The following is a 22,275-nucleotide window of genomic DNA, read 5'->3' as shown; positions in this document are numbered from 1 at the left end:
CGTAGACACCGAAGCAGCACCCCTCAGAAAGGCGAACCGATGCCGAACCCGATGCCGCACCCGGACCCGATGCCGGCGAGCGGCCTGCACGACCTCCTGAAGGCGTACGTCGACGAGGGCAAGGTGCCGGGAGCCGTGGGCCTGGTGGCCCGCGGCGACGCGGTCGAGGTCCGGGCCGTCGGCACCGTCGACGTCGAGGGCAGCGCCCCGATGGTCAGGGACTCGATCTTCCGTATCGCCTCGATCGGCAAGCCGATCACCGCGGCGGCCGTGATGATGCTGATCGACGACGGCGAGATCGCGTCGGACGACCCCGTCGACACCTGGCTCCCGGAGCTGGCGAAGCCGATGGTCGTACGGACCCCGTCGAGTCCGGTCGACGACGTGGTCCCGGCCGCCCGTCCCCTCACCGTCGCCGACCTGCTTTCCTCCCGGGCGGGCTGGGGCTTCCCGTCCGACTTCACGCTGCCGCAGGTCCAGGCGCTGTTCGAGGTCCAGAAGGACGGCCGCGAACCGCAGGGCTTCCCGGCGCCGGACGCGTGGCTGGCGGACCTGTCCCGGATCCCGTTGCTGTACCAGCCGGGCGAGGCCTGGCTGTACGGCACCTGCTCCGACCTCCAGGGCGTGCTGGTCTCCCGGGTCACGGGCCGTTCACTGCCGGAGTTCCTGGCCGAGCGGATCTTCGAGCCGCTCGGCATGACGGACACGGCGTTCGAGGTACCGGCCGCCAAGCGCGACCGCTTCACCAGCTCCTACCGCATCGCGCCCGACGGCCATGGTCTGGAGCCGGCGGACGCGCCCGACGGTCAGTGGAGTGGTGTGCCGCCGTTCCCGTCCGGCGGCGGTGGACTCGTCTCGACCGCCGACGACTGGCTGGCCTTCGCCCGGCTGCTCCTCGCGGGCGGCACCACGGCCGAGGGCCGCCGGCTCCTCTCCCGCGCCTCGGTAGGGCAGATGACCACCAACCACCTCACCCGGCCGCAGCGCGAGATCGGCGCCCTCTTCATGGAGGGCCAGGGCTGGGGCTACGGCGCCCAGGTCGACATCGCGCCCACCGACCCCTGGAACGTCCCGGGCCGCTACGGCTGGACCGGCGGCACCGGCACCACCGGCCACCTCGTCCCCGCCACCGGCACCGTCACCCTGCTCCTCACCCAGGTGGCCATGCAGAACCCGACGCCGACCCCGCTGATGCGTGACTTCTGGCGCCGCACCGCTCAGTGAAGCAACGCCCGGATCAACTCCTGCGCATCGCCGAGGAGTCGGACCTCACGTGCGCTCATGATCGAGAGCGCAGCACAGGCCCGCGAGGGGGCGCTCACGGCCACTCCTCAGGCGTTTCCTACGGGCCGGTACAGTAAGCAGGTCGTCATCACACCCGTACGCGGAGAAGCCGGTGCAATTCCGGCGCTGCCCCTTCCCCAAGCTCTCGACTGCGCTCGAGCAGGGGAGGCCCCATGCGTGAGCCACCCACAGAGCGTGGCGAGCCGGATCGCCTCGTCCGGGACGTGACCGGCTCGTGCCACCGGCAGCCCGTCGGTGGCCGGCACCGTCGAGGGATACGGGGCCGGAGCCGCTCGGGGCCAAGCCTGCGCCCGGTGCTGCCCGGCTTCCGCAGGGAGAGTCATGATTGTTCGCCGCAGCGCCGCGGTACTGGCCGCCACCGTAGTGATCGGTACGGCCCTGGCCCCGGCCGCCGTGGCCGAGGGCGCCTCGCCTTCGCCCGCCCCGGCGATACCCTCCGGCCTCTACGGCACCTCCGACCCCACCTACGACGGTGTCTGGCGGCAGTCCCTCGCGCTGCTCGCCCAGCACACCGTCGGTGTGAAGCCCGCGGCGAAGGCCGTCGACTGGCTGGCCGGGCAGCAGTGCGCGAACGGGGCGTTCGCGGCGTACCGCGCCGACGCGTCGGCGAAGTGCGACGCCAAGACGATGGTGGACACCAACAGCACCTCGGCGGCCGTGCAGGCCCTCGCCGCGCTCGGCGGCCACGGTGGCGAGACGGGCAAGGCCGTCGCCTGGCTGAAGTCCGTGCAGAACAAGGACGGCGGCTGGGGCTACACGGCGGGCGGCGCGAGCGACGCGAACTCCACGTCCGTGGTGATCGGGGCGCTGGCGGCGGTGGGCACCAGGCCGACGGACGTCTCCAAGGACGGCAAGTCGCCGTACGACGCCCTCGTGAAGCTGTCGATCCCGTGCGGCGGGGCCGACGGGGGCGCGTTCGCCTACCAGCCGGACAAGAAGGGCAAGCTCGCGGCCAACGCGGACGCGACGGCGGCGGCCGTGGCCGGAGCCCTGGGCAAGGGCCTCGCCGGTGAGCCCCTGAAGCCCGTGGCCGGCCCCCTCTCCTGCGGGACCGCCGACAGCCCCGAGAAGGCGGCCCAGAACGGTGCCGTGTACCTCGTCGAGGCGCTCGCCAAGGACCAGCACCTCACGTCGGTGATGCCCGGCGCCAAGAACCAGCCCGACTACGGCAACACGGCGGACGCGGTCGTCGCGCTCGCGACCTCCGGGCACGGCGACAAGGCGGCCGACACGATGCGCTGGCTGGAGACCCACTCCGCGCAGTGGGCCGCGCAGGCCGGACCCGCCGCGTACGCGCAGCTCGTCCTCGCCGCCGACGCGGCGACGTTCGACCCGCGCGACTTCGGCGGCCAGGACCTCGTCAAGCAGCTCAACGCCACCGGCCCCGCGCCCGCGTCCGTCCCGGCCGGGTCCACGGCCTCCGCGTCCGCGTCCGCCGCGGAATCCGCGAAGAAGAAGGACGACGGCGGCGTCAGCGTCTGGTGGATCATCGGCGTCGGTCTCGTCGGCGGCATCGGCATCGGCTTCCTGATCAGCGCCCGCAACAAGAAGCAGCAGCCGTGAACCGCCGTCGGACGTGCGCACTGGTCCTGTCCCTGCTCCTGCTCGTACTCGGCGGCGCGGGACAGGCCCAGGCCGTCGGCTACCGCTACTGGTCGTTCTGGGACCTGACCGGCGGGAAGTGGACGTACGCGACGCAGGGCCCGTCGACCACGCGACCGTCCGACGGCGACGTACAGGGCTTCCGTTTCGCGGTGAGCGCGGACTCGCAGGACGCCTCCGAGCCGCGCGGCCACGCCGACTTCGCGTCCATCTGCGCGAAGACGCCCGCCCAGGCGGGCCACAAGCGGGTGGCGCTCGTCATCGACTCCGGCACGACCGCGGACGCCCCGGGCGGCGAGACGCCGCCCGCACCGCGGACGGTCTGCGCCCGCGTCCCCGCCGACGCGACCACGGCCGAGGCGCTCGCGACGGTCGCCAAGCCCCTCCGGTACGACACCAACGCCCTCCTGTGCGCCATCGCGGGCTACCCGGGCAAGGGCTGCGGCGACCAGGTCACGACGTCACGCACCACGCCTTCCGCCACCAAGAAGGCCAACGCCGACGCCAAGGACAACGCCAAGTCCGAGCCGGACCGGCACGGCCCGTCGCTCGGCCTGCTCGCGGGAGTCGTCGCGGTCGCCGCGCTCGGCGGGGCGGCGGTCTGGCAGACCCGCCGCCGCCGGCCCTGAGTACGGCGACCGACGATGACACGCGCGCCGAAGGCACACCGTTCCAACGCCCTCCCCCCAGGTGCCTGGTGGATCTGGGCCCTGGGCCTGGGAACCGCCGCCTCCCGCACCACCAACCCCCTCCTGCTCGCCCTCCTCATAGCCGTGGCCGGCTATGTGGTGGGCGCCCGCCGGACCGACGCCCCCTGGGCCCGCTCCTACACCGCGTTCGTCAAACTCGGCGTCGCCGTCCTCGGCATCCGGCTGGCGTTCGCCGTCTTCCTCGGCTCCCCCATCCCCGGCACCCACGTCCTCGTCACCCTCCCCGAACTCCCCCTCCCCCACTGGGCCCAGGGCATCCGTGTCGGCGGCCGGGTCACCGCCGAGGGCCTGCTCTTCGCGCTGTACGACGGCCTGAAACTGGCCACGCTCCTCATCTGCGTCGGCGCGGCGAACGCCCTCGCGAACCCGGCACGGCTGCTGAAGTCGCTCCCGGGCGCCCTGTACGAGGCGGGCGTCGCGGTGGTCGTCGCGCTCACCTTCGCGCCGAACCTGATCGCGGACGTCCAACGGCTGCGCGCCGCCCGCCGTCTGCGCGGCCGCCCCGACCGTGGGCTGCGTGGCCTGCTGCATGTCGGACTCCCGGTCCTGGAGGGCGCGTTGGAGCGTTCGGTCGCCCTCGCGGCGGCGATGGACGCCCGCGGCTACGGCCGCACCGCCGAGGTACCGCCCGCCGTCCGCCGTACGACCACCGTTCTGACGCTGGGCGGTCTGCTCGGCGTCTGCGCGGGGACGTACGGAGTGCTGACCGCCGAGGGCGGCACCTACGGCCTGCCCGTGCTGCTCGCCGGAGTGGCCGCGGCGCTCGGCGGGCTGTGGCTGGGCGGGCGCCGCTCGGTCCGCACGCGCTACCGCCCGGACGTGTGGGGCGTACGGGCCTGGCTGGTGACGGGCTCCGGAGTCGCGGTCGCCGCCGGACTGATCGCCTCCGCCGCGTACGACGCCTCGGCCCTGAGCCCCGGCGTCCTCCCGCTGACCGCCCCCGCCCTGCCCCTCTGGCCCGCGGCGGCGATCCTGCTCGGCCTGCTCCCCGCCTTCGTGGCCCCGACACCCCACGCGCGGGAATCCTCCACCCCCAAGGACCCTTCATGATCCGCTTCGAGGACGTCTCCGTGACGTACGACGCAGCTGTCGGACCCACCGTCCAGGGCGTGGACTTCGAGGTCCCGGAGGGTGAACTCGTCCTGCTGGTGGGGCCCTCCGGCGTCGGCAAGTCGACCGTGCTCGGCGCGGTCTCCGGTCTCGTGCCGCACTTCACGGGCGGCACCCTGCGCGGCCGGGTCACGGTCGCCGGACGGGACACCCGCACCCACAAGCCGCGCGAGCTCGCGGACGTGGTCGGCACGGTGGGCCAGGACCCGCTGTCCCACTTCGTGACGGACCTGGTCGAGGACGAACTCGCCTACGGCATGGAGTCGTTGGGCCTCGCGCCGGCCGTGATGCGCCGCCGCGTCGAGGAGACGCTGGACCTGCTGGGCCTGGCGGACCTCCGCGACCGCCCGATCGCCACGCTCTCCGGCGGTCAGCAGCAGCGCGTCGCCATCGGCTCGGTCCTGACCCCCCACCCACGCGTCCTGGTCCTCGACGAGCCCACCTCGGCCCTGGACCCGGCCGCCGCCGAGGAGGTCCTCGCCGTCCTGCAGCGCCTCGTCCACGACCTCGGCACGACCGTCCTCATGGCCGAACACCGCCTCGAACGGGTCATCCAGTACGCCGACCAGGTCGCCCTGCTCCCGTCCCCGGGCGCCGCGCCGGTGCTCGGCACCCCGTCCGAGATCATGGCCGTCTCCCCGGTGTACCCGCCGGTGGTGGACCTGGGCCGGCTGGCCGACTGGTCCCCGCTCCCCCTCACGGTGCGCGACGCACGGCGCAGGGCGGGGTCCCTGCGGGAGCGGCTCACGGAACTCGTCCCCGAGCCGAGGACCCCGCAGCCGACAGCCCCGCAGCCGACAGCCCCGCGGCCGAGGGCCCCGCAGCCGACAGCCCCGCGGCCGAGGGCCCCGCAGCCGAGGGCCCCGCGGGCGACGGTTCCCCAGGCGACGGCCCCGGCCTCGATCGAGGCCCTCGCCGTCCGCCACGGCCGCGTCGAGGCGCTCCGGCGCGTCGACCTCACCACCGCCCCCGGCGAGATCATCGCGCTGATGGGCCGCAACGGGGCCGGGAAGTCCACCCTGCTCGGCACGCTGGTCGGGCTGGTCGCACCGGCGGCCGGTTCGGTCCTGGTCGGGGGCGCGGTCCCGCACCGGACGGCACCACGGGACCTCGTACGCCGGGTGGGTCTCGTACCGCAGGAACCGCGCGACCTGCTCTACGCCGACACGGTCGCCGCCGAGTGCGCGGCGGCCGACGAGGACGCGGGGGGCGAGCCCGGTACCTGCCGGGCCCTGGTGTCCGAGCTGCTGCCGGGCATCGGGGACGACACCCACCCCCGTGACCTGTCGGAGGGGCAGCGGCTGGCGCTCGCGCTGGCCGTCGTCCTGACGGCCCGCCCCCCGCTCCTGCTCCTCGACGAACCGACCCGCGGCCTGGACTACGCGGCGAAGGCCCGTCTGGTCACGGTCCTGCGCGGCCTGGCCGCCGAGGGCCACGCGATCGTCCTGGCCACCCACGACGTGGAACTCGCCGCCGAGCTCGCGCACCGTGTCGTCGTCCTCGCGGACGGCGAGATCGTCGCCGACGGCCCCACGGCCGAGGTGGTCGTCGCCTCCCCGTCCTTCGCCCCCCAGGTCACGAAGGTGCTCGCGCCGCAGCCGTGGCTCACGGTCACCCAGGTCAGGGAGGCCCTCGCATGACGACACCGGAGGTCCGGACCGGAGCCGTCCGCCTCGGGCCCCGCTCCCTCGCCGCGCTCTGCCTCGTGAGCGCCGTCGGGGTCGCCGGGTTCGGCTGGCCGCTCTTCGCCGATCCCACCTCGCAGGTCGCCGCGCACGCGCAGGACGCGCCCTGGCTGTTCGCGGGGCTGCTGGTGCTGCTCGTCGCCGTCGTCACGGCGACGATCTCCGAGTCCGGGCTCGGCCCGAAGGCGGTGGCCATGCTCGGGGTGCTGGCCGCGACCGGCGCCGCGCTGCGGCCGATCGGCGCCGGGACGGCCGGGATCGAGCCGATGTTCTTCCTGATGGTGCTGAGCGGCCGGGTGCTCGGACCGGGGTTCGGGTTCGTGCTCGGGTCCGTGACCATGTTCTCCTCCGCGCTGCTCACGGGCGGGGTGGGTCCGTGGCTGCCGTTCCAGATGCTCGCGATGGGCTGGTTCACGATGGGCGCCGGGCTGCTGCCGGGCCCCGACCGGCTGCGCGGGCGCGGGGAACTCGCCCTGCTCGCGGTGTACGGGTTCTGCGCCGCGTTCGCGTACGGCACGGTCATGAACCTGGCCGGCTGGCCCTTCATGGGCGCGCTGGCCTCGAACGTCGCCTTCGACCCGCACGCCGACGTGACCGCCAACCTGGCCCGTTTCCTCGCCTACTGCCTGGCCACCTCCCTCGGCTGGGACCTCGGCCGGGCCGTCGTCACCGTCGCCCTGACCCTCGCGCTCGGCGCGACCCTCCTCAAGGCGCTGCGCCGGGCGACGCGGCGGGCCGCCTTTGAGACCCCGGTCACCTTCGAACCCCGGTGACGTGCGGCCCAGGTCACACCACCCGGACGCGTCCCGTGGTCACCCGTACACCTTCTGTCACCCGCGGGGTGAAGCACCCCATAGGACCCACGTCACATACGAAGCGGGCTAGTAGCCCCGAAGCCCTGACATGCGCGCGTCGTCAACCCCTCTGACCTGGGGTTTGAGACCCAGGTCACATGACGGACGTTTCCCTCGGATGCGACCACCACTAGTAAAAGGGGTCATTGCGGACATCCCCCTGAGCCTGTTTCTCTGAAGCAGTCGCAAGGCGCCACGAACCCACCCGGGTCGCGGCGCCGACGTACGCCCCCACCACACGTCGTGTGGTCACGGCGCACCGCGACCGCCCTGTTTCCTAAGAGAGGTTCTCCGCGTGTCCGTCTCCTTCATCCGCAACATCGCCGCTTCCCCGAAGAAGGTCCTCACCACCGCCGCCGTGGCTGCCGCCGCCACCGGCATGGTCCTCGCCGCGAGCCCCGCTCAGGCCGCCACCGGCCAGGCCTCCTCCGCCCAGGCGATCGCGCACCAGATGATCCCGGACGCCGCGCAGTTCACCGCCTTCAGCAAGATCGTCGAGCACGAGAGCGGCTGGAACCCCAGCGCCACGAACTCCTCCTCCGGCGCCTACGGCCTGGTCCAGGCCCTGCCCGGCTCGAAGATGTCGGCCGCCGGTGCCGACTGGAAGTCGAACCCGGCCACCCAGATCAAGTGGGGTCTGGACTACATGAACTCCCGCTACGGCAGCCCGGCCGCCGCCTGGAGCTTCTGGCAGGCCCACAACTGGTACTGAGCGGCCCACCGGTGACCACCGGCGCCCCACGGCACCCGCAGACGCGAAGGCGGCGGCCCCCCGATCCCCGGGGCCGCCGCCTTCGCCATGCCCATCGACACCGTCGGCCTGCTCGGGCTACTCGGTCTGCTCGTCGGTCTGCTCGGCCTGTTCGTAGAAGTGCTGCCGCCGACCGACGAGCCGCTCGTACATCTTCCGCTGCTCGGCGACGTCGTCCTTGTTCTTCTCCAGCTCGTCGAGCCACTCCCGCTTGACCTGGTCCAGGAACGCGCGCCAGTCCCCGCTTCCCTGGGCCTTCCCCAGCTCCCGCAGCTCCACCAGGCGCTCGTTGTGCTTCAGCCCGCCGCTGCCGACCTTGTCCCCCTTGTGACCGTGCAGGACCGACTCGGGGTTGGCCGTGGCCTCGGTGGACCGGGCGTTGTGCACATAGCCGACCGGGCTCTCGGCATGGGGTTTGATCGTCTCGATGCCGACCAGCAGGGAGCCGTCCTTGACGGCGGTGGGCGGGGTGAGAATCAGCAGCATGTGGCCGTACGAGCCGTTCGGCAGGACCACGTCGCCGTTCCAGTCCCGCGAGCCGAACCCGCCGCCGGAGATGTCCATGCCCATGAGCTGCGGACGCTCGGGCCCGACATGGGGCACGGCCGGCGTCAGATAGTTCGCGACGGACGCGCCGATGCCGCCCTTCTCCTGGAACTTGCCCGGCTCGCCCCCCTTCTTGTTCTTCTCGATGGCGGTGCGGTGCGTGGCGAAATCACGCTTGTCGACGAACCCCGCGCGTCGGCCCTGGTCCGTGACGCCCAGGAAGTCCGTCAGCGACTGGGGCGACTCGCCCGCGCGCAGGGCGGGGATGCGGATGTTGACGCGGCCGCCGTGGGCGAGCGCCCGCACGACATCACCCTCGCGGTAGTCGACATGCGCGGCCACGCCCTCCCCCGGGTCGTAGGTCTTCAGCCCGTGCTGGAGCAGGAGCAGGACGGAGGTGAAGACGTCACGGGCCTTCGCGTCCTTCGCCGCGTGCTTCACCGTCTCGGGCTTGTCCGCGTCGGGGTGGCGGCGTTCGGGCGGGAGTCCGGCCGGGTGCAGGGTGTCGACGGCGGTCTGCCGGATCTGCTCGTCCCGCTCGGCCCGCAGGGGCTGCTTCTCCTCGTCCGGGACTCCGGGAGCCTTGGTGGTCATGAAACGGCCGAGGGTGTAGTCCGGGGCGATCGGGGTGGGCGCGCCCGCCGCGCGCGCGCCCGGCGCGTTCTGCTGGAAGGCCAGGGTGGCGGCGAGGATGCGTTTGCCCGGAAGGTTCCGCAGCCAGTCCTTGTGGTCGCCCTTGATGTAGTCCTCGGACTCCTTGAAGGTGCCGATACCCACCTTCGCGAGCCACTGGGGGTTCAGCTGGGAGAGCGTCCTGATGTCCTCCAGGTCCTGGGCACCGAACAGCTCACCGCTGATCACCCGCCGCTCCAGGGTGCGCTTCAGGCGCGCGGGCCCGTCCGGCATCCAGTGCTCCGGCCACCACGTGCCCGGCGCCAGGGGGTTCACCTTCATCTTCGCCACGACGACATGGCCCTCGATCGACCGGCTCAGCCGCGTGATCACGGCCGCGCCCTGGTCCTCCCGGCCGGACTCCTCGGCGGCGGACGGCGCGCTCGTGCTCGACTCCGCCACCCTCTGCAGGGTCTCGGACGCCGCCCGGTTGCCGGCCGCGCGCTGGATCACCGCCATCTCGGCGGGCGTCCTGGGCGTGGCTTCCGCACCGGTCCGGGCCTGGTGAGGGCCCGGGGAGGCTGGGCGTGGCAGGGGCGCGGTACGTGCCGGTGATCCCGCCCTTGAGCGTCCGCCCTCGCCGTACTGCCGCCTGTCCATACGCCTCCACCCACCTCTTCATCCACCGGGCTCCCGCCGTACGCCTGAGCGCCCGCTTCCGTTGTCCCCAGAGGTATAAGGAGTCATCGTGACTCCGGGGCGTACCCGGACGGAAGGACACAAGGGGCAGCACGCGGGACCTCACGGGCACGGTTGCCCCGGGGCACGGCGCACCGGACGGACACGCGGGGCGCCCTGGTGTCCGGGAGTCCCCCCGCGTCCGTGGTGGACTTGAACGCACCCGTGCCCGCCGCCTCCCCCCGGAGCCCCCATGAGCGAACAGAGCGCAGAGGGCGCGGAGGGCGCCGAGAACAGCGGGCCGCCGCCCGTCGACCCCGAGGCGCGCGGGGTGCGTCTGGTGGTGGTGCTGCTGTCGCTGACCGTGGTCAGCGGGCTGATCGACGCGGTGAGCTATCTCGGACTCGGGCATGTCTTCACGGCGAACATGACCGGCAACGTGGTGGTACTCGGCTTCGCCGCGGCCGGCGCCCCCGGCTTCTCCGTCCCGCACACCTCGGCCTCGCTGGCCTTCTTCCTGGTGGGCGCCGCGGTGGGGGGCCGGGTCGCGAAGCGGTTCGGCGGCGGCTCACGCCGGACCTGGGCACAGATCACGCTCGCCGCGGAGACGGTGTTCGTGGGCGCCTCCGCGGTGGTCGCCTTCGCCGCGCCGGGCGCCACCGCGACCACCTACGCCGTGATCGCCCTTACGGCCTTCGCCATGGGCCTGCGCAACGCGACGGTCCGCAAACTCGGTGTGCCGGACCTCACGACCACCGTCCTGACGATGACCCTGACCGGCCTCGCTTCCGAGTCCCGGGCCGGCGACGGCTCGGGCCACCGCTCTCCCCGCCGCACGGCGTCCGTCCTCGCCATGCTGGCGGGCGCGGCACTCGGCGCATGGCTGGTGATCCACCACGGCCTGGGCATCCCTCTGCTGCTCTCGGCCGTACTGGCGGGGCTACTGGCGGTCACCACGTCCGGTCGGGAGTGACGGGGTCCGCACGGACGTGCGGCAGTCCGTGACCAGAGGGACGCGGAGTCCCTCGACGCGCGCGCAGGCCCCGGCCTCCGTGACGGAGGCCGGGGCCTGCGGGCGGGCCGGGCTACAGCTGGTCGAGGAGCCAGGTGCACAGCTCTTCGGTGATCTTGGTGTGGCCCTCGTTCCGGGAGGCGCACAGGAACGCGTCGAGTTCACTCTCGCTGGGGTCGAGGGCGTCGATGTCGGTGTTCAGCAGGGCGGTGGTGTCCAGGTTGCGGATGGCCACCGCGCTGACCGAGGGCACGAAGCAGATCTCGGGGACCGGGGCCACGGCGCTGCCGGGGATCAGCTTGTTGATGGTGTTGGCGGCGATACCGAAGGAGGCCAGCGTCCCGCCGGGAGCGCCGTCGATCTCCGGGAACCCGTCGGTGGTGATCGTCTCGTTCTTCCCGAAGGTCGCCTTCAGTTCGGCGACCACGGCGTCGTCGCCCTCGGACTGGGTGTAGATGATGGTGCCGGGGAACAGAATCCCGGTGGTGCGGAACGCCTCCGCGCCGGGCGCGATCCCCGTGCCCCGGCCGTTTCCGGTGCCGTTGGCGACGCCGATCTTCCGCGGTCCCGTCGGCCAGTTGCCGACGCGCTCCAGGGCGGCGAGGAAGTCGGAGCGGGCCTTGTCCTGCCCGGGAGTGCCGTCCACCGTCTCGATGTGCCGCCACATCAGCTCGCGGGAGGCCGGGCTGTTGATCTGGTCCGACAGCGCGCTGTTGGCCGGGTTGCCGCGCTTGATGTAGTGCGCGAACGCCTGCAGCCCGATCGGCACCCACGCGCCGCGGTGGGGGCTGTCGTAGGAGAAGTACATCCCGGTCTGGTGGTCCATCTTCTGGGTCTCCATGCGCGCCAGGGCATAGCGCGTGACCAGACCGCCCATGCTGAACCCGCCGACCACCAGCGGCTCGTCGCCCGTGCGCTCGTCGATCAGCCTCGTGATCGCCTCGATCACATACCCGGAGTTGTCGAGGATCGACGCGGAGCGCTCCCCGTAGCCGAAGATGACCGCGTCCCGCTCGCGCTCGCGCAACTGGCTCATCAGCGGGTACTCGCCCCGCTCGAAGCCGTGGTAGAGCTCGTCCAGACTGCTCGGCCCCATGTTGAAGCCGTCCGACATCAGCACCGGCCGCCGCACACCGCTGTGGCCCTTGCCGTAGTACACCCAGGCGGTGCCGTCGTAGACCGGCACGTAGCCTTCCTGGCCCTCCTCGTCGGCGTTCAGGTGCCGTCCGAAGTGCCACGTCTCGTCCGGCGCCGGGGCCGGTGGCGGCTTCGGCTGGTCCAGCGGGGCCATCAGCCCGATCGAACCAACGTACTGCTGCTCGCGGGCCGCCTTCTCTTTGCTCACTGCGATTGATCCCCTTCCTTCGGGCCGCACGAAGACCCCGGGGCATATGCCCCGGGGCTGTGCGACTTGGATGTAAGGCTCATCATCAGCGGACAAAAACGGATGTTCGGGTTCCCTCGCGCGATCATCATCACCATGAGTGATTCCCAGCCGCACGGGTTTGGCCCGGCGGCCGAGCCGGCGCGCACTCGAACCAGACCGTCTTGCCGCCCCCCGGCCCCGGCCCCACGCCCCACTTGTCGACCACCGCGTCGAGCAGCACGAGCCCGCGCCCACCCTCCGCCTCCGGCGACAACTCGGAGGGCACGCGGGGTGGCTGCGGGGAGCCGTCCGCGACCTCCACCCTCACCCCTGCCGTCTGCCGCAGCACCAGCAACGCGCAGCGTCGGTCCGGGACATGACGTACGACGTTGGCGACCAGCTCGGTCACGGCCAGCTCCACGCAGTCGGTCAGCTCGGCCAAGTCCCACTCCTCCAGCAGCGACCTGACGATCCGCCGGATGTGCCGGGCCGAGTGCGCGCCGACCGTGATCCGCATCGCGTACTGGGCGGGGCGGGGGCCCAGGAGGGTGGGGGGAATGTGTTCGTTCACGTTACGAGACTGACCTCGCGCGACTACGCTCGGCTACGGAACGAATACAACGGGTCCCGGAGTGGACCGAGTTGCGCGCGAGAGGGGCCGTACGTGACCCATATCAACATCCTCGACCCGGGCGCCTCGCCGCTCGACTACTACGGGTTCGAGTTGCGACGCCATCGTGAATCGGCCGGACTGACACAGCGGCAGCTCGGCGACATCGTCAACTACACCGGCTCCCTGGTCGGCCAGATCGAGACGGCGAGGAAGCTGCCGACGCCGGAGTTCAGCGATCGGGTGGACGCGGCGCTGGGGACGGGCGGGTTACTGTCCCGACTGGTCGGGCTGGTGATGCGTAGTCAACTACCGGCCTGGTTCCAACAGGTGGCGGAGTTGGAGGCGCGGGCGGTCGAGATCTGTTCCTTCCAGACACACATGATCCTCGGCCTCCTCCAGACCGATGCATACGCGCGTGCCGTGCTGGGCGCACTGGACCAGAACGACCTTGACGACCGCACCGCCGTACGGTTGGCCCGCCAGCGCATCTTCGAGAAGGGGGAACCGCCGGTCTTCTGGGCAGTCCTCAGCGAAGCCGCGCTGCACCAGGAGATCGGCGGCCCGAAGACCATGCGAGAGCAACTCGCCCACTTGTTGTCGTTCAAGGACAACTCCCGGATCAACGTCCAAGTGCTGCCGTTCTCGGCTGGAGAACACGCCGGACTGCAAGGCTCGTTCGACCTCTACCGCTTCGCGAGCGACCCGACCATCGTCTACACCGAGAGCTACGGAAGCGGGCATCCGACCGCCAGCCCGGACACCGCCAAGGACTGTTCGCTCCGTTACGATCATCTCCGAGCTTCCGCGCTCTCCCTCAGGGACTCGGCGGAGCTGATCCGGCGCGTGATGGAGGAACGCTATGGAGAACAACGCGATTCTGACGGCGGTCCAGTGGCGTAAGTCCAGCTACAGCAGCGATCAAGGCGGCGAGTGCGTGGAGTGCGCGCCCCTCGGCCCCCTGGTCTGGCGCAAGTCCACGTACAGCGGCGACCAGGGCGGTCAGTGCGTAGAGATCGCCGAAACCCCGGCCACCACCATCGCCGTACGCGACTCGAAGAACCCGGCGGGACCGATCCTCACGATCGCCCCCGCCACCTTCGTCACCTTCGTCTCCTGGGCTACAACCGCTGGATGATCGTGCCGGTGGCCAGTCCACCACCCGCGCACATCGTGATCAGCGCGAACTCCTTGTCCCGGCGCTCCAGTTCGTGCAGGGCGGTCGTGATCAGCCGGGCACCCGTCGCCCCGACCGGGTGCCCGAGCGCGATCGCACCGCCGTTCACGTTGACCTTCTCCAGGTCCTGTTCGAAGACCTGCGCCCAGCTCAACACCACGGAAGCGAACGCCTCGTTGATCTCCACGAGGTCGATGTCCTTCAAAGACATCCCCGCCTTGCCCAGCACCGCACGCGTCGCGTCGATCGGACCGTCCAGGTGGAAGTGCGGGTCCGAACCCACCAGCGCCTGGGCCACGATCCGTGCCCTCGGGCGCAGCTTCAGCGCCCGGGCCATCCGCTTGGACGCCCAGAGGATCGCCGCCGCACCGTCCGAGATCTGCGAGGAGTTGCCCGCCGTGTGGACGGCCGTGGGCATCACCGGCTTGAGGCCGGCCAGCGCCTCCATGGACGTGTCGCGGAGTCCCTCGTCGCGGTCGACGAGGCGCCACATGCCCTGTCCGGCCCGCTGTTCGTCCTCGGTGGTCGGCACCTGGACGGCGAAGGTCTCGCGCTTGAAGCGTTCCTCCGCCCAGGCGTTCGCGGCGCGCTCCTGGGAGACGAGGCCGAGCGAGTCGACGTTCTCGCGCGTCAGGCCACGATGGCGCGCGATGCGCTCCGCGGCCTCGAACTGATTGGGCAGATCCACGTTCCACTCGTCCGGGAACGGCTTCCCGGGGCCGTGCTTGGAGCCGGAGCCCAGCGGCACCCTCGACATCGCCTCGACGCCGCACGAGATGCCGACGTCGATGACGCCCGCCGCGACCATGTTGGCCACCATGTGGGAGGCCTGCTGCGAGGAGCCGCACTGGCAGTCGACGGTCGTCGCCGCCGTCTCGTACGGCAGGCCCATGGCGAGCCAGGCCGTGCGCGCGGGGTTCATGGACTGCTCGCCGGCGTGCGTCACCGTGCCGCCGACGATCTGCTCGACGCAGTCGGCGTGGATGCCGGTGCGGCCGAGGAGTTCACGGTAGGTCTCGCCCAGGAGATAGGCGGGGTGGAGGTTGGCGAGCGCGCCACCTCGCTTGCCGATGGGGGTGCGTACGGCTTCGACGATCACGGGTTCCGCGGCCATGGGGGCTCGTCCTCTCCTCAGGCCTGTCCGGCGGCCAGGCCCTGCTGACCCGCGCAGCGCGGGGCGTCCCGGCCCACCCACCGCGCAGAACTAGAACGCGTACCAGTTCTGTGTGCAGTCTGCGGATCGGAGCCCCCGCGCCGCAAGGGTCGTGCAGCGCCCGAAGTCGTGATCTGCACGAACTCCCCACGGAATTCGGGGCGCCGTACCTCTTGCGACTTGTAGAACCCGTTACTACCTTCACGGCAATTCCGGATTCCTGATGGACCGTCAGAATGGTGGGTGGTCGCCGATGCCCTGTCCCGCGCTGCCCGACGGGTTCGACTTCACCGACCCCGATCTGCTGCACCACCGCGTGCCCCTGCCGGAGTTCGCCGAACTGCGCCGGGCCGAACCCGTCCGCTGGATCCCCCAGCCGGCCGGTCTGGCCGGTTTCCAGGACGAGGGCTACTGGGCGGTGACCCGGCACGCGGACGTCAAGTACGTCTCCACGCACCCGGAGATCTACTCCTCCTACCTCAACACCGCGATCATCCGCTTCCACGAGCACATGCAGCGCGACGCGATCGACGCCCAGCGGCTGATCCTGCTCAACATGGACCCACCCGAGCACACCCGCGTCCGCCAGATCGTGCAACGCGGTTTCACGCCAAGGGCCATCCGGGCGCTGGAGGAACGGCTCCGCACCCGCGCCCTCGCGATCGTCGAGGGCGCCCGCGCCCACTCGGGACCCTTCGACTTCGTCACCGAGGTCGCCTGCGAACTGCCCCTCCAGGCGATAGCCGAGCTGATCGGCGTCCCCCAGGACGACCGCATCAAGATCTTCGAGTGGTCCAACAAGATGATCGCGTACGACGACCCGGAGTACGCCATCACCGAGGAGGTCGGCGCCGAGTCGGCCGCCGAGCTCATCTCGTACGCCATGAACATGGCCGCCGAGCGCAAGCAGTGCCCGGCCAAGGACATCGTCAGCACGCTGGTGGCGGCCGAGGACGAGGGCAACCTCGGTTCCGACGAGTTCGGCTTCTTCGTGCTGATGCTGTCGGTCGCCGGCAACGAGACCACCCGCAACGCCATCACCCACGGCATGCACGCCTTCCTCACCCACCCCGAGCAGTGGGAGCTGTACAAGAGCACCCGCCCGGCGACCACGGCCGAGGAGATCGTGCGGTGGGCGACCCCGGTCGTCTCCTTCCAGCGCACCGCCACCCAGGACACCGAACTCGGCGGCAAGCAGATCAAGAAGGGCGACCGCGTCGGCATCTTCTACTCCTCCGCCAACCACGACCCCGCGGTCTTCGAGAACCCGGACACCTTCGACATCACCCGCGACCCCAACCCCCACCTCGGCTTCGGCGGCGGAGGCCCCCACTACTGCCTCGGCAAGTCCCTGGCCGTCCTCGAGATCGACCTCATCTTCAACGCGATCGCCGACGCGATGCCGAACCTCAGCCTGGTCGGCGACCCGCGCCGACTGCGCTCCGCCTGGATCAACGGCGTCAAGGAACTCCAGGTCGACGCCGGCTGACCGCACCGCACGCTCGGGCCGACGGACTCCCGGTGTCCGTCGGCCCGTCCCGCGGGAGGCAGGGGCATCCCTCCTACGCCCCGCCCCTGCCTCCCCCGAGACGAATCTCCGATGAACGTCTCCGTTCCGTTTCGCGTCTTCAACGGTGGCTCAGCCATCCCCCCACCTCCGAAGACAACCGACGCTTCGAACGGAACCGGTGCACCGTGGTCTCTGCCGAGCTGCTCCCCGTCCGGCCCGATCACCCGGCCGTTCGCAGAAGACGCCCGCATCACGCGTTCTGGCTCCGCCACCGTCTCCCCCTCCTCGTCACCCTCCCCGTGCTGCCGCTGTACGCGGTGTGGTGGGCCTTCCTCGCGACCGGCGGCGGCGATCTCGCGGCCCAGGTGGCGTGGGCGGAGTTCGTGGCGCGGCACGGCGGATCGGCGTACAACCTCTTCTGGTACGGCGGGATGCACACCGCCAACTACAGCCTGATCTCGCCGTATCTGATGGCGGCGCTGGGTGTGCGCCCGGTGACGGTCGTCTCCGGGCTCGCCGCCACCTGGCTGGCCGCCGTGCTGATCGCCCGCACGGGGATACGGCGGCCGGTGGGCCCGGCGCTGCTGGCCTCGCTCGCGCTGTGGTGCAACGTCGCCTCGGGGCGCACCACCTTCGCGCTGGGCGTCGCCCTCGGTCTCGCCGCCTGTGTGCTGCTGACGGGCGAGCGGCGGACGCTGCCGGCGGCGGCGTACGCGGCCCTGGCGACCATGGCGAGCCCGGTGGCCGGACTGTTCCTGGTGGTGGTGGGCGCCGGACATCTCGCCGTACGGGACCGGGTGCGGGCCGGGGTGCTGCTGGTGCCGCCGGTGGTCGTCGTCGGGGCGACCACGCTGCTGTTCCCCTTCACCGGAGAGCAGTTGATGCCCTCGGGCCGGATCTGGCCGCCCGTGGTGCTGGGGCTGACCGTCGCCACGCTGGCCCCGCGCGGCTGGCGGGTGGCCCGGTGGTGCGGGGTCGTGTACGCGGTCGGGACCGTGCTGACGTATCTGATCGCCTCCCCGGTGGGGACGAACGTGGAGCGGTTCGCGGAGCTGTTCGCGCCCGCCGCGCTCCTCGCGGCGCTGCTCACCGCGCCCGTGGGGCTGCACATGGTGCGGCGCGTCGCGCTGGTGGTGGCGCTCGTGCTCTCCGTCGCCTGGGTCGGGCAGAAGACCGTGGACGACCTGGAGGTGTCCACGTCCGTGCCCGCCTGGGCCGCCGACACGCACGGCGTCGTACGGACGCTGGAGCGGCTCGGCGCCGGGCGTGGCCGTGTCGAGGTGGTCCCGGCCCGCAACCACCGCGAGGCCTCCACGCTCGCCCCGCATGTGAACCTGGCGCGCGGCTGGAACCGTCAGCTGGACATGGAGCGGGGGCGGCTCTTCTACGACGGCACGTTCTCGGAGGCGACCTACCGGGCCTGGCTGGACCGCTGGGCGGTGGGGTTCGTCGTGCTGCCGGCGGGGAAGCCGGACGGGTTCGCCGAGGCGGAGGCGCGGCTGGTCAGGAGCCGGCCCGCGTGGCTGGAACCGGTGTGGAGCGACGCCAACTGGCAGGTGCTGCGGGTGCGCGACGCCGTGCCGCTGGTGTCGGCGCCCGGTTCCGTGCTGCGCACGACGAGCGCCGAGGTGTACGTACGGGTGCCGGTGCCCGGCCCGGTGACCGTGCGGATCGCGTACTCGCCGTGGCTGCGCGCGCCGGGCGGCTGCCTGACCCGGGACGGCGAGTTCACACGGCTGACGGTGACCGAGCCGGGTGAGTACCGGATCAGCTCGGGGTACGGCCCGTCACCGGGACCGGATCCTTCGTGCTGACCTCCACGGGCTTCATCAGCGGCCTCGGCCGCGGCCCCTGGAGGAGGTGGGTCAGGCCGAAGCCCGCGCCGACGACGGCCGCACCGCCCACCGCGTCCAGCACCCAGTGGTTGCCGGTCGCCACGATCGCGGAGACCGTGAACAGCGGGTGCAGCAGGCCGAGCGCCTTCATCCACCACTTGGGCGCCAGGACCGCGATGACGACTCCGCACCACAGGGACCAGCCGAAGTGCAGCGAGGGCATCGCCGCGTACTGGTTGGTCAGCGCGGTCAGCGTGCCGTAGTCCGGCTTGGAGAAGTCCTGCACGCCGTGCACGGTGTCGATGACGCCGAGGCCCGGCATCAGGCGCGGCGGGGCGAGCGGGAAGAGCCAGAAGCCGAGGAGCGCTATCAGGGTGGCGAAGCCCAGCGCCGAGCGCGCCCAGCGGTAGTCGCCGGGGCGACGGACGTAGAGCACGCCGAGGACGGTGAGCGGGACGACGAAGTGGAACGACTCGTAATAGAAGTCGAAGAAGGCCCGCAGCCACTCGACCTTGAACACGGCGTGGTTGACCCAGTGCTCGATGTCGATGTGCAGGAACCGCTCGATGGAGAGGATCTGGTCGCCGTGGTGTTCGGCGGTGGCCCGGCCGCCCGCGTTGGTGCCGCCCGTCGCGGCGAGCCTGACCTGCTGGTAGGCGGAGTAGCCGACGCGTATCAGGAGCAGTTCGAGCAGCAGGTTCGGGCGGGTGAACACCCGGCCCAGGAAGGGGAGCAGCGGCACCCGCCTCCAGCGCGTGGGGACGGACCGGGCGTAGTCGGTGGGGATCGGCGCCCGGTAGTACTCCGAGGTGCGGGAGAGGAACGGCACGATCGTGGCGGCGGCGAGCGCGGCGAGCAGCACCAGGTTGTCGCGCAGCGGGAAGAGCGCCGCCATGTTCGGCAGCATCATCTTCGCGGGCAGCGTCATGACAAGGATGACGGCGACGGGCCACATGGGGCGGTCCGAGGTCTTCTTGCCGACCCTGCCGACCAGCGCGAGCAGCACCCACAGCAGCTGATGCTGCCAGGACGTGGGCGAAACGACGACGGCGACGCAGCCGGTGATCGCCACGGCCAGCAGCAGCTGCCCGTCCCGTGCGTAGCGGATGGCGCGGCGCAGGCCGAGGGCGGCGACCGCGGCGCCCAGCAGCAGGAACAGGGTGATCTCCAGCGGGCCGTTGAGGCCGAGCCGCAGCAGCGCGCCGTGCAGCGACTGGTTGGAGAGGGCGTCGGCGTCCCCGCCGAGGCCGACGCCCGCCAGGTGGTGCACCCAGTAGGTGGTGGAGTCGTGCGGCATCACGGCCCAGGCGAGCGCGCCGAGGCCGGCGAAGGTGATCGCGGTGGACTCGACGGCGCGACGGCGCCCGGTGAACCAGAGCAGCGGCGCGAAGAGCAGCATGGTGGGCTGGAGGGCGGCGGCGACGCCGATCAGCAGGCCACTGGCGCGCTCGCCCCGGACGGCGAAGCAGCCCAGCAGGACGAGCAGCACCGGGATGATGCTGGTCTGGCCGAGGTAGAGGGCGTTGCGCACCGGCAGCGACAGCATCAGCAGGCTGATCGCGACGGGCGCGGCGAGCAGGGCGGTGCGCCGGCTCACCGGCTGGGGCAGGGCGCGTGCGACGACCAGGCCGAGCACGACGACCAGCGAGAGACTGCCGAAGGTCCAGCCCCAGCCGAGCGCCTGTTCGGCGGCGCGGGTGAGGGGTTTGAGGACGAGTCCTCCGAAGGGGGTCCCGGTGAACTGCGTCGAGTCGTACAGCGATCCCTTCACATGCAGGACGCCGTTGGGTCCGACCCAGGTCTCCAGGTCCGTCAGCCGTTCCCCTTTCGGGGTGCTCAGCACGACGGTGAGCTGCCGTATCGCCAGGACCGCGGCGATCAGCCACAGCCCTATCCGGATCGCGCGCAGTCTCGCTCTCGCCGATTCCGCCGCCCCCGCCCCGAAGGCATTGCCCGCTGTCCCGCCGTGCTCAACGTTCGCCACGCCCCGCCGACCCTCCCACCCCGTTTGTCCCGTTCGTCCCGCGCGCCCCGTACGTCCGGGCCCGGCCCGGACCTTACGAGGCTCGCACGCCCCGATTGAGAGACGCAGGCAACCCCCTCTTCACCTGACGGCCTCCCGCCTTTTGTCCGGATGACGATAGTCCGCGCCCGATTCCGGTTCCCCCCTCCGTTCGCGACTTAGCTCACAAAGGAGCCCCGGAAAAGCGGCGCGCGATCCGGCCGACACCCCTGCGTAGGGCGCATTTACTTGCAGCATGCATCGAGTTGCCTACGGCACGTGATGCCAAGGAGTGCCCCTATGGTCGTTTTTCGGCCCACTTCCGGGTGAGCCACGTCCCCGTCCCCTACGAAGGGCATGCCCTTGCCGTCCGCCACAGCAGTCGCCCCCGCCGTACCCCGACCCCGGACCCCCGCGCCGCCCGAGGCCTACGTCACCGATCCGGCCCTGGTCAGGCGGGCCGTCAAGGCGGCCGCCCTCGGCAACGCGATGGAGTGGTTCGACTTCGGTGTCTACAGCTACATCGCGGTGACGCTGGGCAAGGTCTTCTTCCCCTCCGGCAACCCCACCGCGCAGCTGCTGTCCACCTTCGGCGCCTTCGCCGCGGCCTTCCTCGTCCGCCCGCTCGGCGGCATGGTCTTCGGCCCGCTCGGCGACCGCGTCGGCCGCCAGAAGATCCTCGCCCTCACCATGATCATGATGGCGGCGGGCACCTTCGCGATCGGCCTGATCCCGTCGTACGCCACGATCGGCGTCGGCGCTCCCCTGCTGCTGCTCGCGGCCCGGCTCGTCCAGGGCTTCTCCACCGGCGGCGAGTACGCGGGCGCCTCCACCTTCATCGCCGAGTACGCGCCCGACAAGAAGCGTGGCTTCTTCGGGAGCTGGCTGGAGTTCGGCACGCTCGCCGGATACATCGGCGGCGCCGGCCTGGTCACCCTCATGACCGCCTTCCTGTCCACCGAGGACCTGCTGTCCTGGGGCTGGCGCGTGCCGTTCCTGATCGCGGGCCCGATGGGGATCATCGGCCTGTATCTGCGGATGCGCCTGGAGGAGACCCCGGCGTTCGCGGCGGAACTGGCGAAGGCCTCGAAGAAGGAGGCGGACCGCCCCAAGGTGCGGCTGCGCGAGATGGTCGCGGGCCAGTGGCGCGCGCTGCTGCTCTGCGTCGGCCTGGTGCTGGTCTTCAACGTCACCGACTACATGCTGCTGTCGTACATGCCGAGCTATCTGACGAGCGAGCTGAAGTACGACGAGACGCACGGCCTGCTGGTCGTCCTCGGCGTGATGGCGCTGATGATGATCGTCCAGCCCTTCGCGGGCGCGCTGACCGACCGGATCGGCCGCCGCCCGGTGATCGCCGCGGGCTGCGTCGGCTTCCTCGCCCTGTCCGTCCCGGCACTCCTGCTGATCCGCCAGGGCAGTCTGCTCGCGGTCGCGCTCGGCATGGGCGCACTGGGCCTGCTGCTGGTCTGCTTCACCTCCGCGATGCCCGCCGCACTCCCGGCGCTCTTCCCGACGAAGGTCCGCTACGGCTCGCTGTCCATCGGCTTCAACGTCTCCGTCTCGCTCTTCGGCGGTACGACCCCGCTGGTGACGACGGCGCTCATCGGGGCGACCGGGAACATGATGATGCCCGCCTACTACATGATGGCCGCGGCCGTCGTCGGTGGCGTGGCCGTGTGGTTCATGACCGAGTCCGCGGGTCGCCCGCTGCCGGGCTCCGCACCCGCCGTGTAGGTTGGGCCGCGGGACTAGTT

18 protein-coding genes are annotated in these 22,275 nt (G+C 71.6%); 13 read left to right on the top strand and 5 right to left on the bottom strand.

The features are described 5' to 3' along the window. Window positions 1–39 precede the first annotated feature (39 nt). The 7 genes from ACZ69M_RS03080 to ACZ69M_RS03050 all read left to right on the top strand — a co-directional run bounded on the left by ACZ69M_RS03080 (window position 40) and on the right by ACZ69M_RS03050 (window position 7,978). Window positions 40–1,224, top strand: coding sequence for a serine hydrolase domain-containing protein (locus tag ACZ69M_RS03080; protein WP_470046156.1), 1,185 nt, complete (start codon window positions 40–42; stop codon window positions 1,222–1,224). A 402-nt stretch (window positions 1,225–1,626) separates the two neighbouring features. Beyond that, a complete protein-coding gene (locus tag ACZ69M_RS03075) occupies window positions 1,627–2,868 on the top strand; it encodes a prenyltransferase/squalene oxidase repeat-containing protein (protein ID WP_470046155.1) in 1,242 nt (413 codons plus the stop codon). Beyond that, window positions 2,865–3,536 (top strand): SCO2322 family protein, encoded by a 672-nt coding sequence (locus ACZ69M_RS03070; RefSeq protein WP_470046154.1) that lies wholly within the window; start codon window positions 2,865–2,867, stop codon window positions 3,534–3,536. The genes ACZ69M_RS03075 and ACZ69M_RS03070 overlap by 4 nt, the downstream gene beginning before the upstream one ends. A gap of 15 nt (window positions 3,537–3,551) precedes the next feature. Beyond that, window positions 3,552–4,667, top strand: coding sequence for a CbiQ family ECF transporter T component (locus ACZ69M_RS03065; RefSeq protein WP_470046153.1), 1,116 nt, complete (start codon window positions 3,552–3,554; stop codon window positions 4,665–4,667). After that, window positions 4,664–6,367 (top strand): ABC transporter ATP-binding protein, encoded by a 1,704-nt coding sequence (locus tag ACZ69M_RS03060; protein WP_470046152.1) that lies wholly within the window; start codon window positions 4,664–4,666, stop codon window positions 6,365–6,367. The genes ACZ69M_RS03065 and ACZ69M_RS03060 overlap by 4 nt, the downstream gene beginning before the upstream one ends. Then, window positions 6,364–7,185 (top strand): ECF transporter S component, encoded by an 822-nt coding sequence (locus ACZ69M_RS03055; RefSeq protein WP_470046151.1) that lies wholly within the window; start codon window positions 6,364–6,366, stop codon window positions 7,183–7,185. The genes ACZ69M_RS03060 and ACZ69M_RS03055 overlap by 4 nt, the downstream gene beginning before the upstream one ends. 376 nt (window positions 7,186–7,561) lie before the next feature. Further along, window positions 7,562–7,978, top strand: coding sequence for an aggregation-promoting factor C-terminal-like domain-containing protein (locus ACZ69M_RS03050; protein WP_470046150.1), 417 nt, complete (start codon window positions 7,562–7,564; stop codon window positions 7,976–7,978). Between the two features lie 117 nt (window positions 7,979–8,095). On the opposite strand, the gene ACZ69M_RS03045 is transcribed toward ACZ69M_RS03050, so the two are convergent. Continuing rightward, window positions 8,096–9,694 (bottom strand): PE-PGRS family protein, encoded by a 1,599-nt coding sequence (locus ACZ69M_RS03045; protein ID WP_470046149.1) that lies wholly within the window; start codon window positions 9,692–9,694, stop codon window positions 8,096–8,098. A 412-nt stretch (window positions 9,695–10,106) separates the two neighbouring features. Between ACZ69M_RS03045 and ACZ69M_RS03040 the strand changes: the two genes are divergently transcribed. After that, on the top strand, window positions 10,107–10,826 hold the full coding sequence (locus ACZ69M_RS03040) for a YoaK family protein (RefSeq protein WP_470046148.1): 720 nt from the start codon (window positions 10,107–10,109) through the stop codon (window positions 10,824–10,826). A 112-nt stretch (window positions 10,827–10,938) separates the two neighbouring features. Here ACZ69M_RS03040 and ACZ69M_RS03035 read toward each other — a convergent pair whose 3' ends face one another. Together ACZ69M_RS03035 and ACZ69M_RS03030 are read right to left on the bottom strand one after the other, a co-directional pair. Then, window positions 10,939–12,210, bottom strand: coding sequence for an esterase/lipase family protein (locus ACZ69M_RS03035; RefSeq protein ID WP_470046147.1), 1,272 nt, complete (start codon window positions 12,208–12,210; stop codon window positions 10,939–10,941). 130 nt (window positions 12,211–12,340) lie between these two features. After that, window positions 12,341–12,802 carry an ATP-binding protein gene (locus ACZ69M_RS03030; RefSeq protein ID WP_470046146.1) on the bottom strand — a complete coding sequence of 154 codons (462 nt, stop codon included), beginning with the start codon at window positions 12,800–12,802 and terminating at the stop codon, window positions 12,341–12,343. 93 nt (window positions 12,803–12,895) lie between these two features. Here ACZ69M_RS03030 and ACZ69M_RS03025 point away from each other — a divergent pair, with 93 nt between their 5' ends. Continuing rightward, window positions 12,896–13,744, top strand: coding sequence for a helix-turn-helix domain-containing protein (locus ACZ69M_RS03025; protein ID WP_470046145.1), 849 nt, complete (start codon window positions 12,896–12,898; stop codon window positions 13,742–13,744). Further along, window positions 13,704–13,979: a DUF397 domain-containing protein gene (locus tag ACZ69M_RS03020; RefSeq protein WP_470046144.1), complete on the top strand. Its 276-nt coding sequence runs from the start codon at window positions 13,704–13,706 to the stop codon at window positions 13,977–13,979. Before ACZ69M_RS03025 ends, ACZ69M_RS03020 begins: the two co-directional genes overlap by 41 nt. On the opposite strand, the gene ACZ69M_RS03015 is transcribed toward ACZ69M_RS03020, so the two are convergent. Beyond that, window positions 13,963–15,132 carry a steroid 3-ketoacyl-CoA thiolase gene (locus ACZ69M_RS03015; protein WP_060895837.1) on the bottom strand — a complete coding sequence of 390 codons (1,170 nt, stop codon included), beginning with the start codon at window positions 15,130–15,132 and terminating at the stop codon, window positions 13,963–13,965. The genes ACZ69M_RS03020 and ACZ69M_RS03015 overlap by 17 nt on opposite strands. A gap of 292 nt (window positions 15,133–15,424) precedes the next feature. Here ACZ69M_RS03015 and ACZ69M_RS03010 point away from each other — a divergent pair, with 292 nt between their 5' ends. Then, window positions 15,425–16,660, top strand: coding sequence for a cytochrome P450 (locus ACZ69M_RS03010; protein WP_470046143.1), 1,236 nt, complete (start codon window positions 15,425–15,427; stop codon window positions 16,658–16,660). A gap of 206 nt (window positions 16,661–16,866) precedes the next feature. Continuing rightward, window positions 16,867–18,495, top strand: coding sequence for a hypothetical protein (locus tag ACZ69M_RS03005; protein ID WP_470046142.1), 1,629 nt, complete (start codon window positions 16,867–16,869; stop codon window positions 18,493–18,495). Here the strand turns inward: ACZ69M_RS03005 and ACZ69M_RS03000 are convergent. Further along, window positions 18,449–20,500 (bottom strand): bifunctional glycosyltransferase 87/phosphatase PAP2 family protein, encoded by a 2,052-nt coding sequence (locus tag ACZ69M_RS03000; RefSeq protein ID WP_470046141.1) that lies wholly within the window; start codon window positions 20,498–20,500, stop codon window positions 18,449–18,451. The genes ACZ69M_RS03005 and ACZ69M_RS03000 overlap by 47 nt on opposite strands. A gap of 375 nt (window positions 20,501–20,875) precedes the next feature. Between ACZ69M_RS03000 and proP the strand changes: the two genes are divergently transcribed. Further along, window positions 20,876–22,255: a glycine betaine/L-proline transporter ProP gene (gene proP / locus ACZ69M_RS02995; RefSeq protein ID WP_470046140.1), complete on the top strand. Its 1,380-nt coding sequence runs from the start codon at window positions 20,876–20,878 to the stop codon at window positions 22,253–22,255. The last annotated feature ends 20 nt before the right edge of the window (window positions 22,256–22,275 follow it).

The sequence above is a fragment of the Streptomyces sp. NPDC107454 genome, from assembly GCF_055582885.1.
Note: the sequence above shows the minus strand (reverse complement) of the source record. Positions and strands in the feature narration are given on the sequence as shown.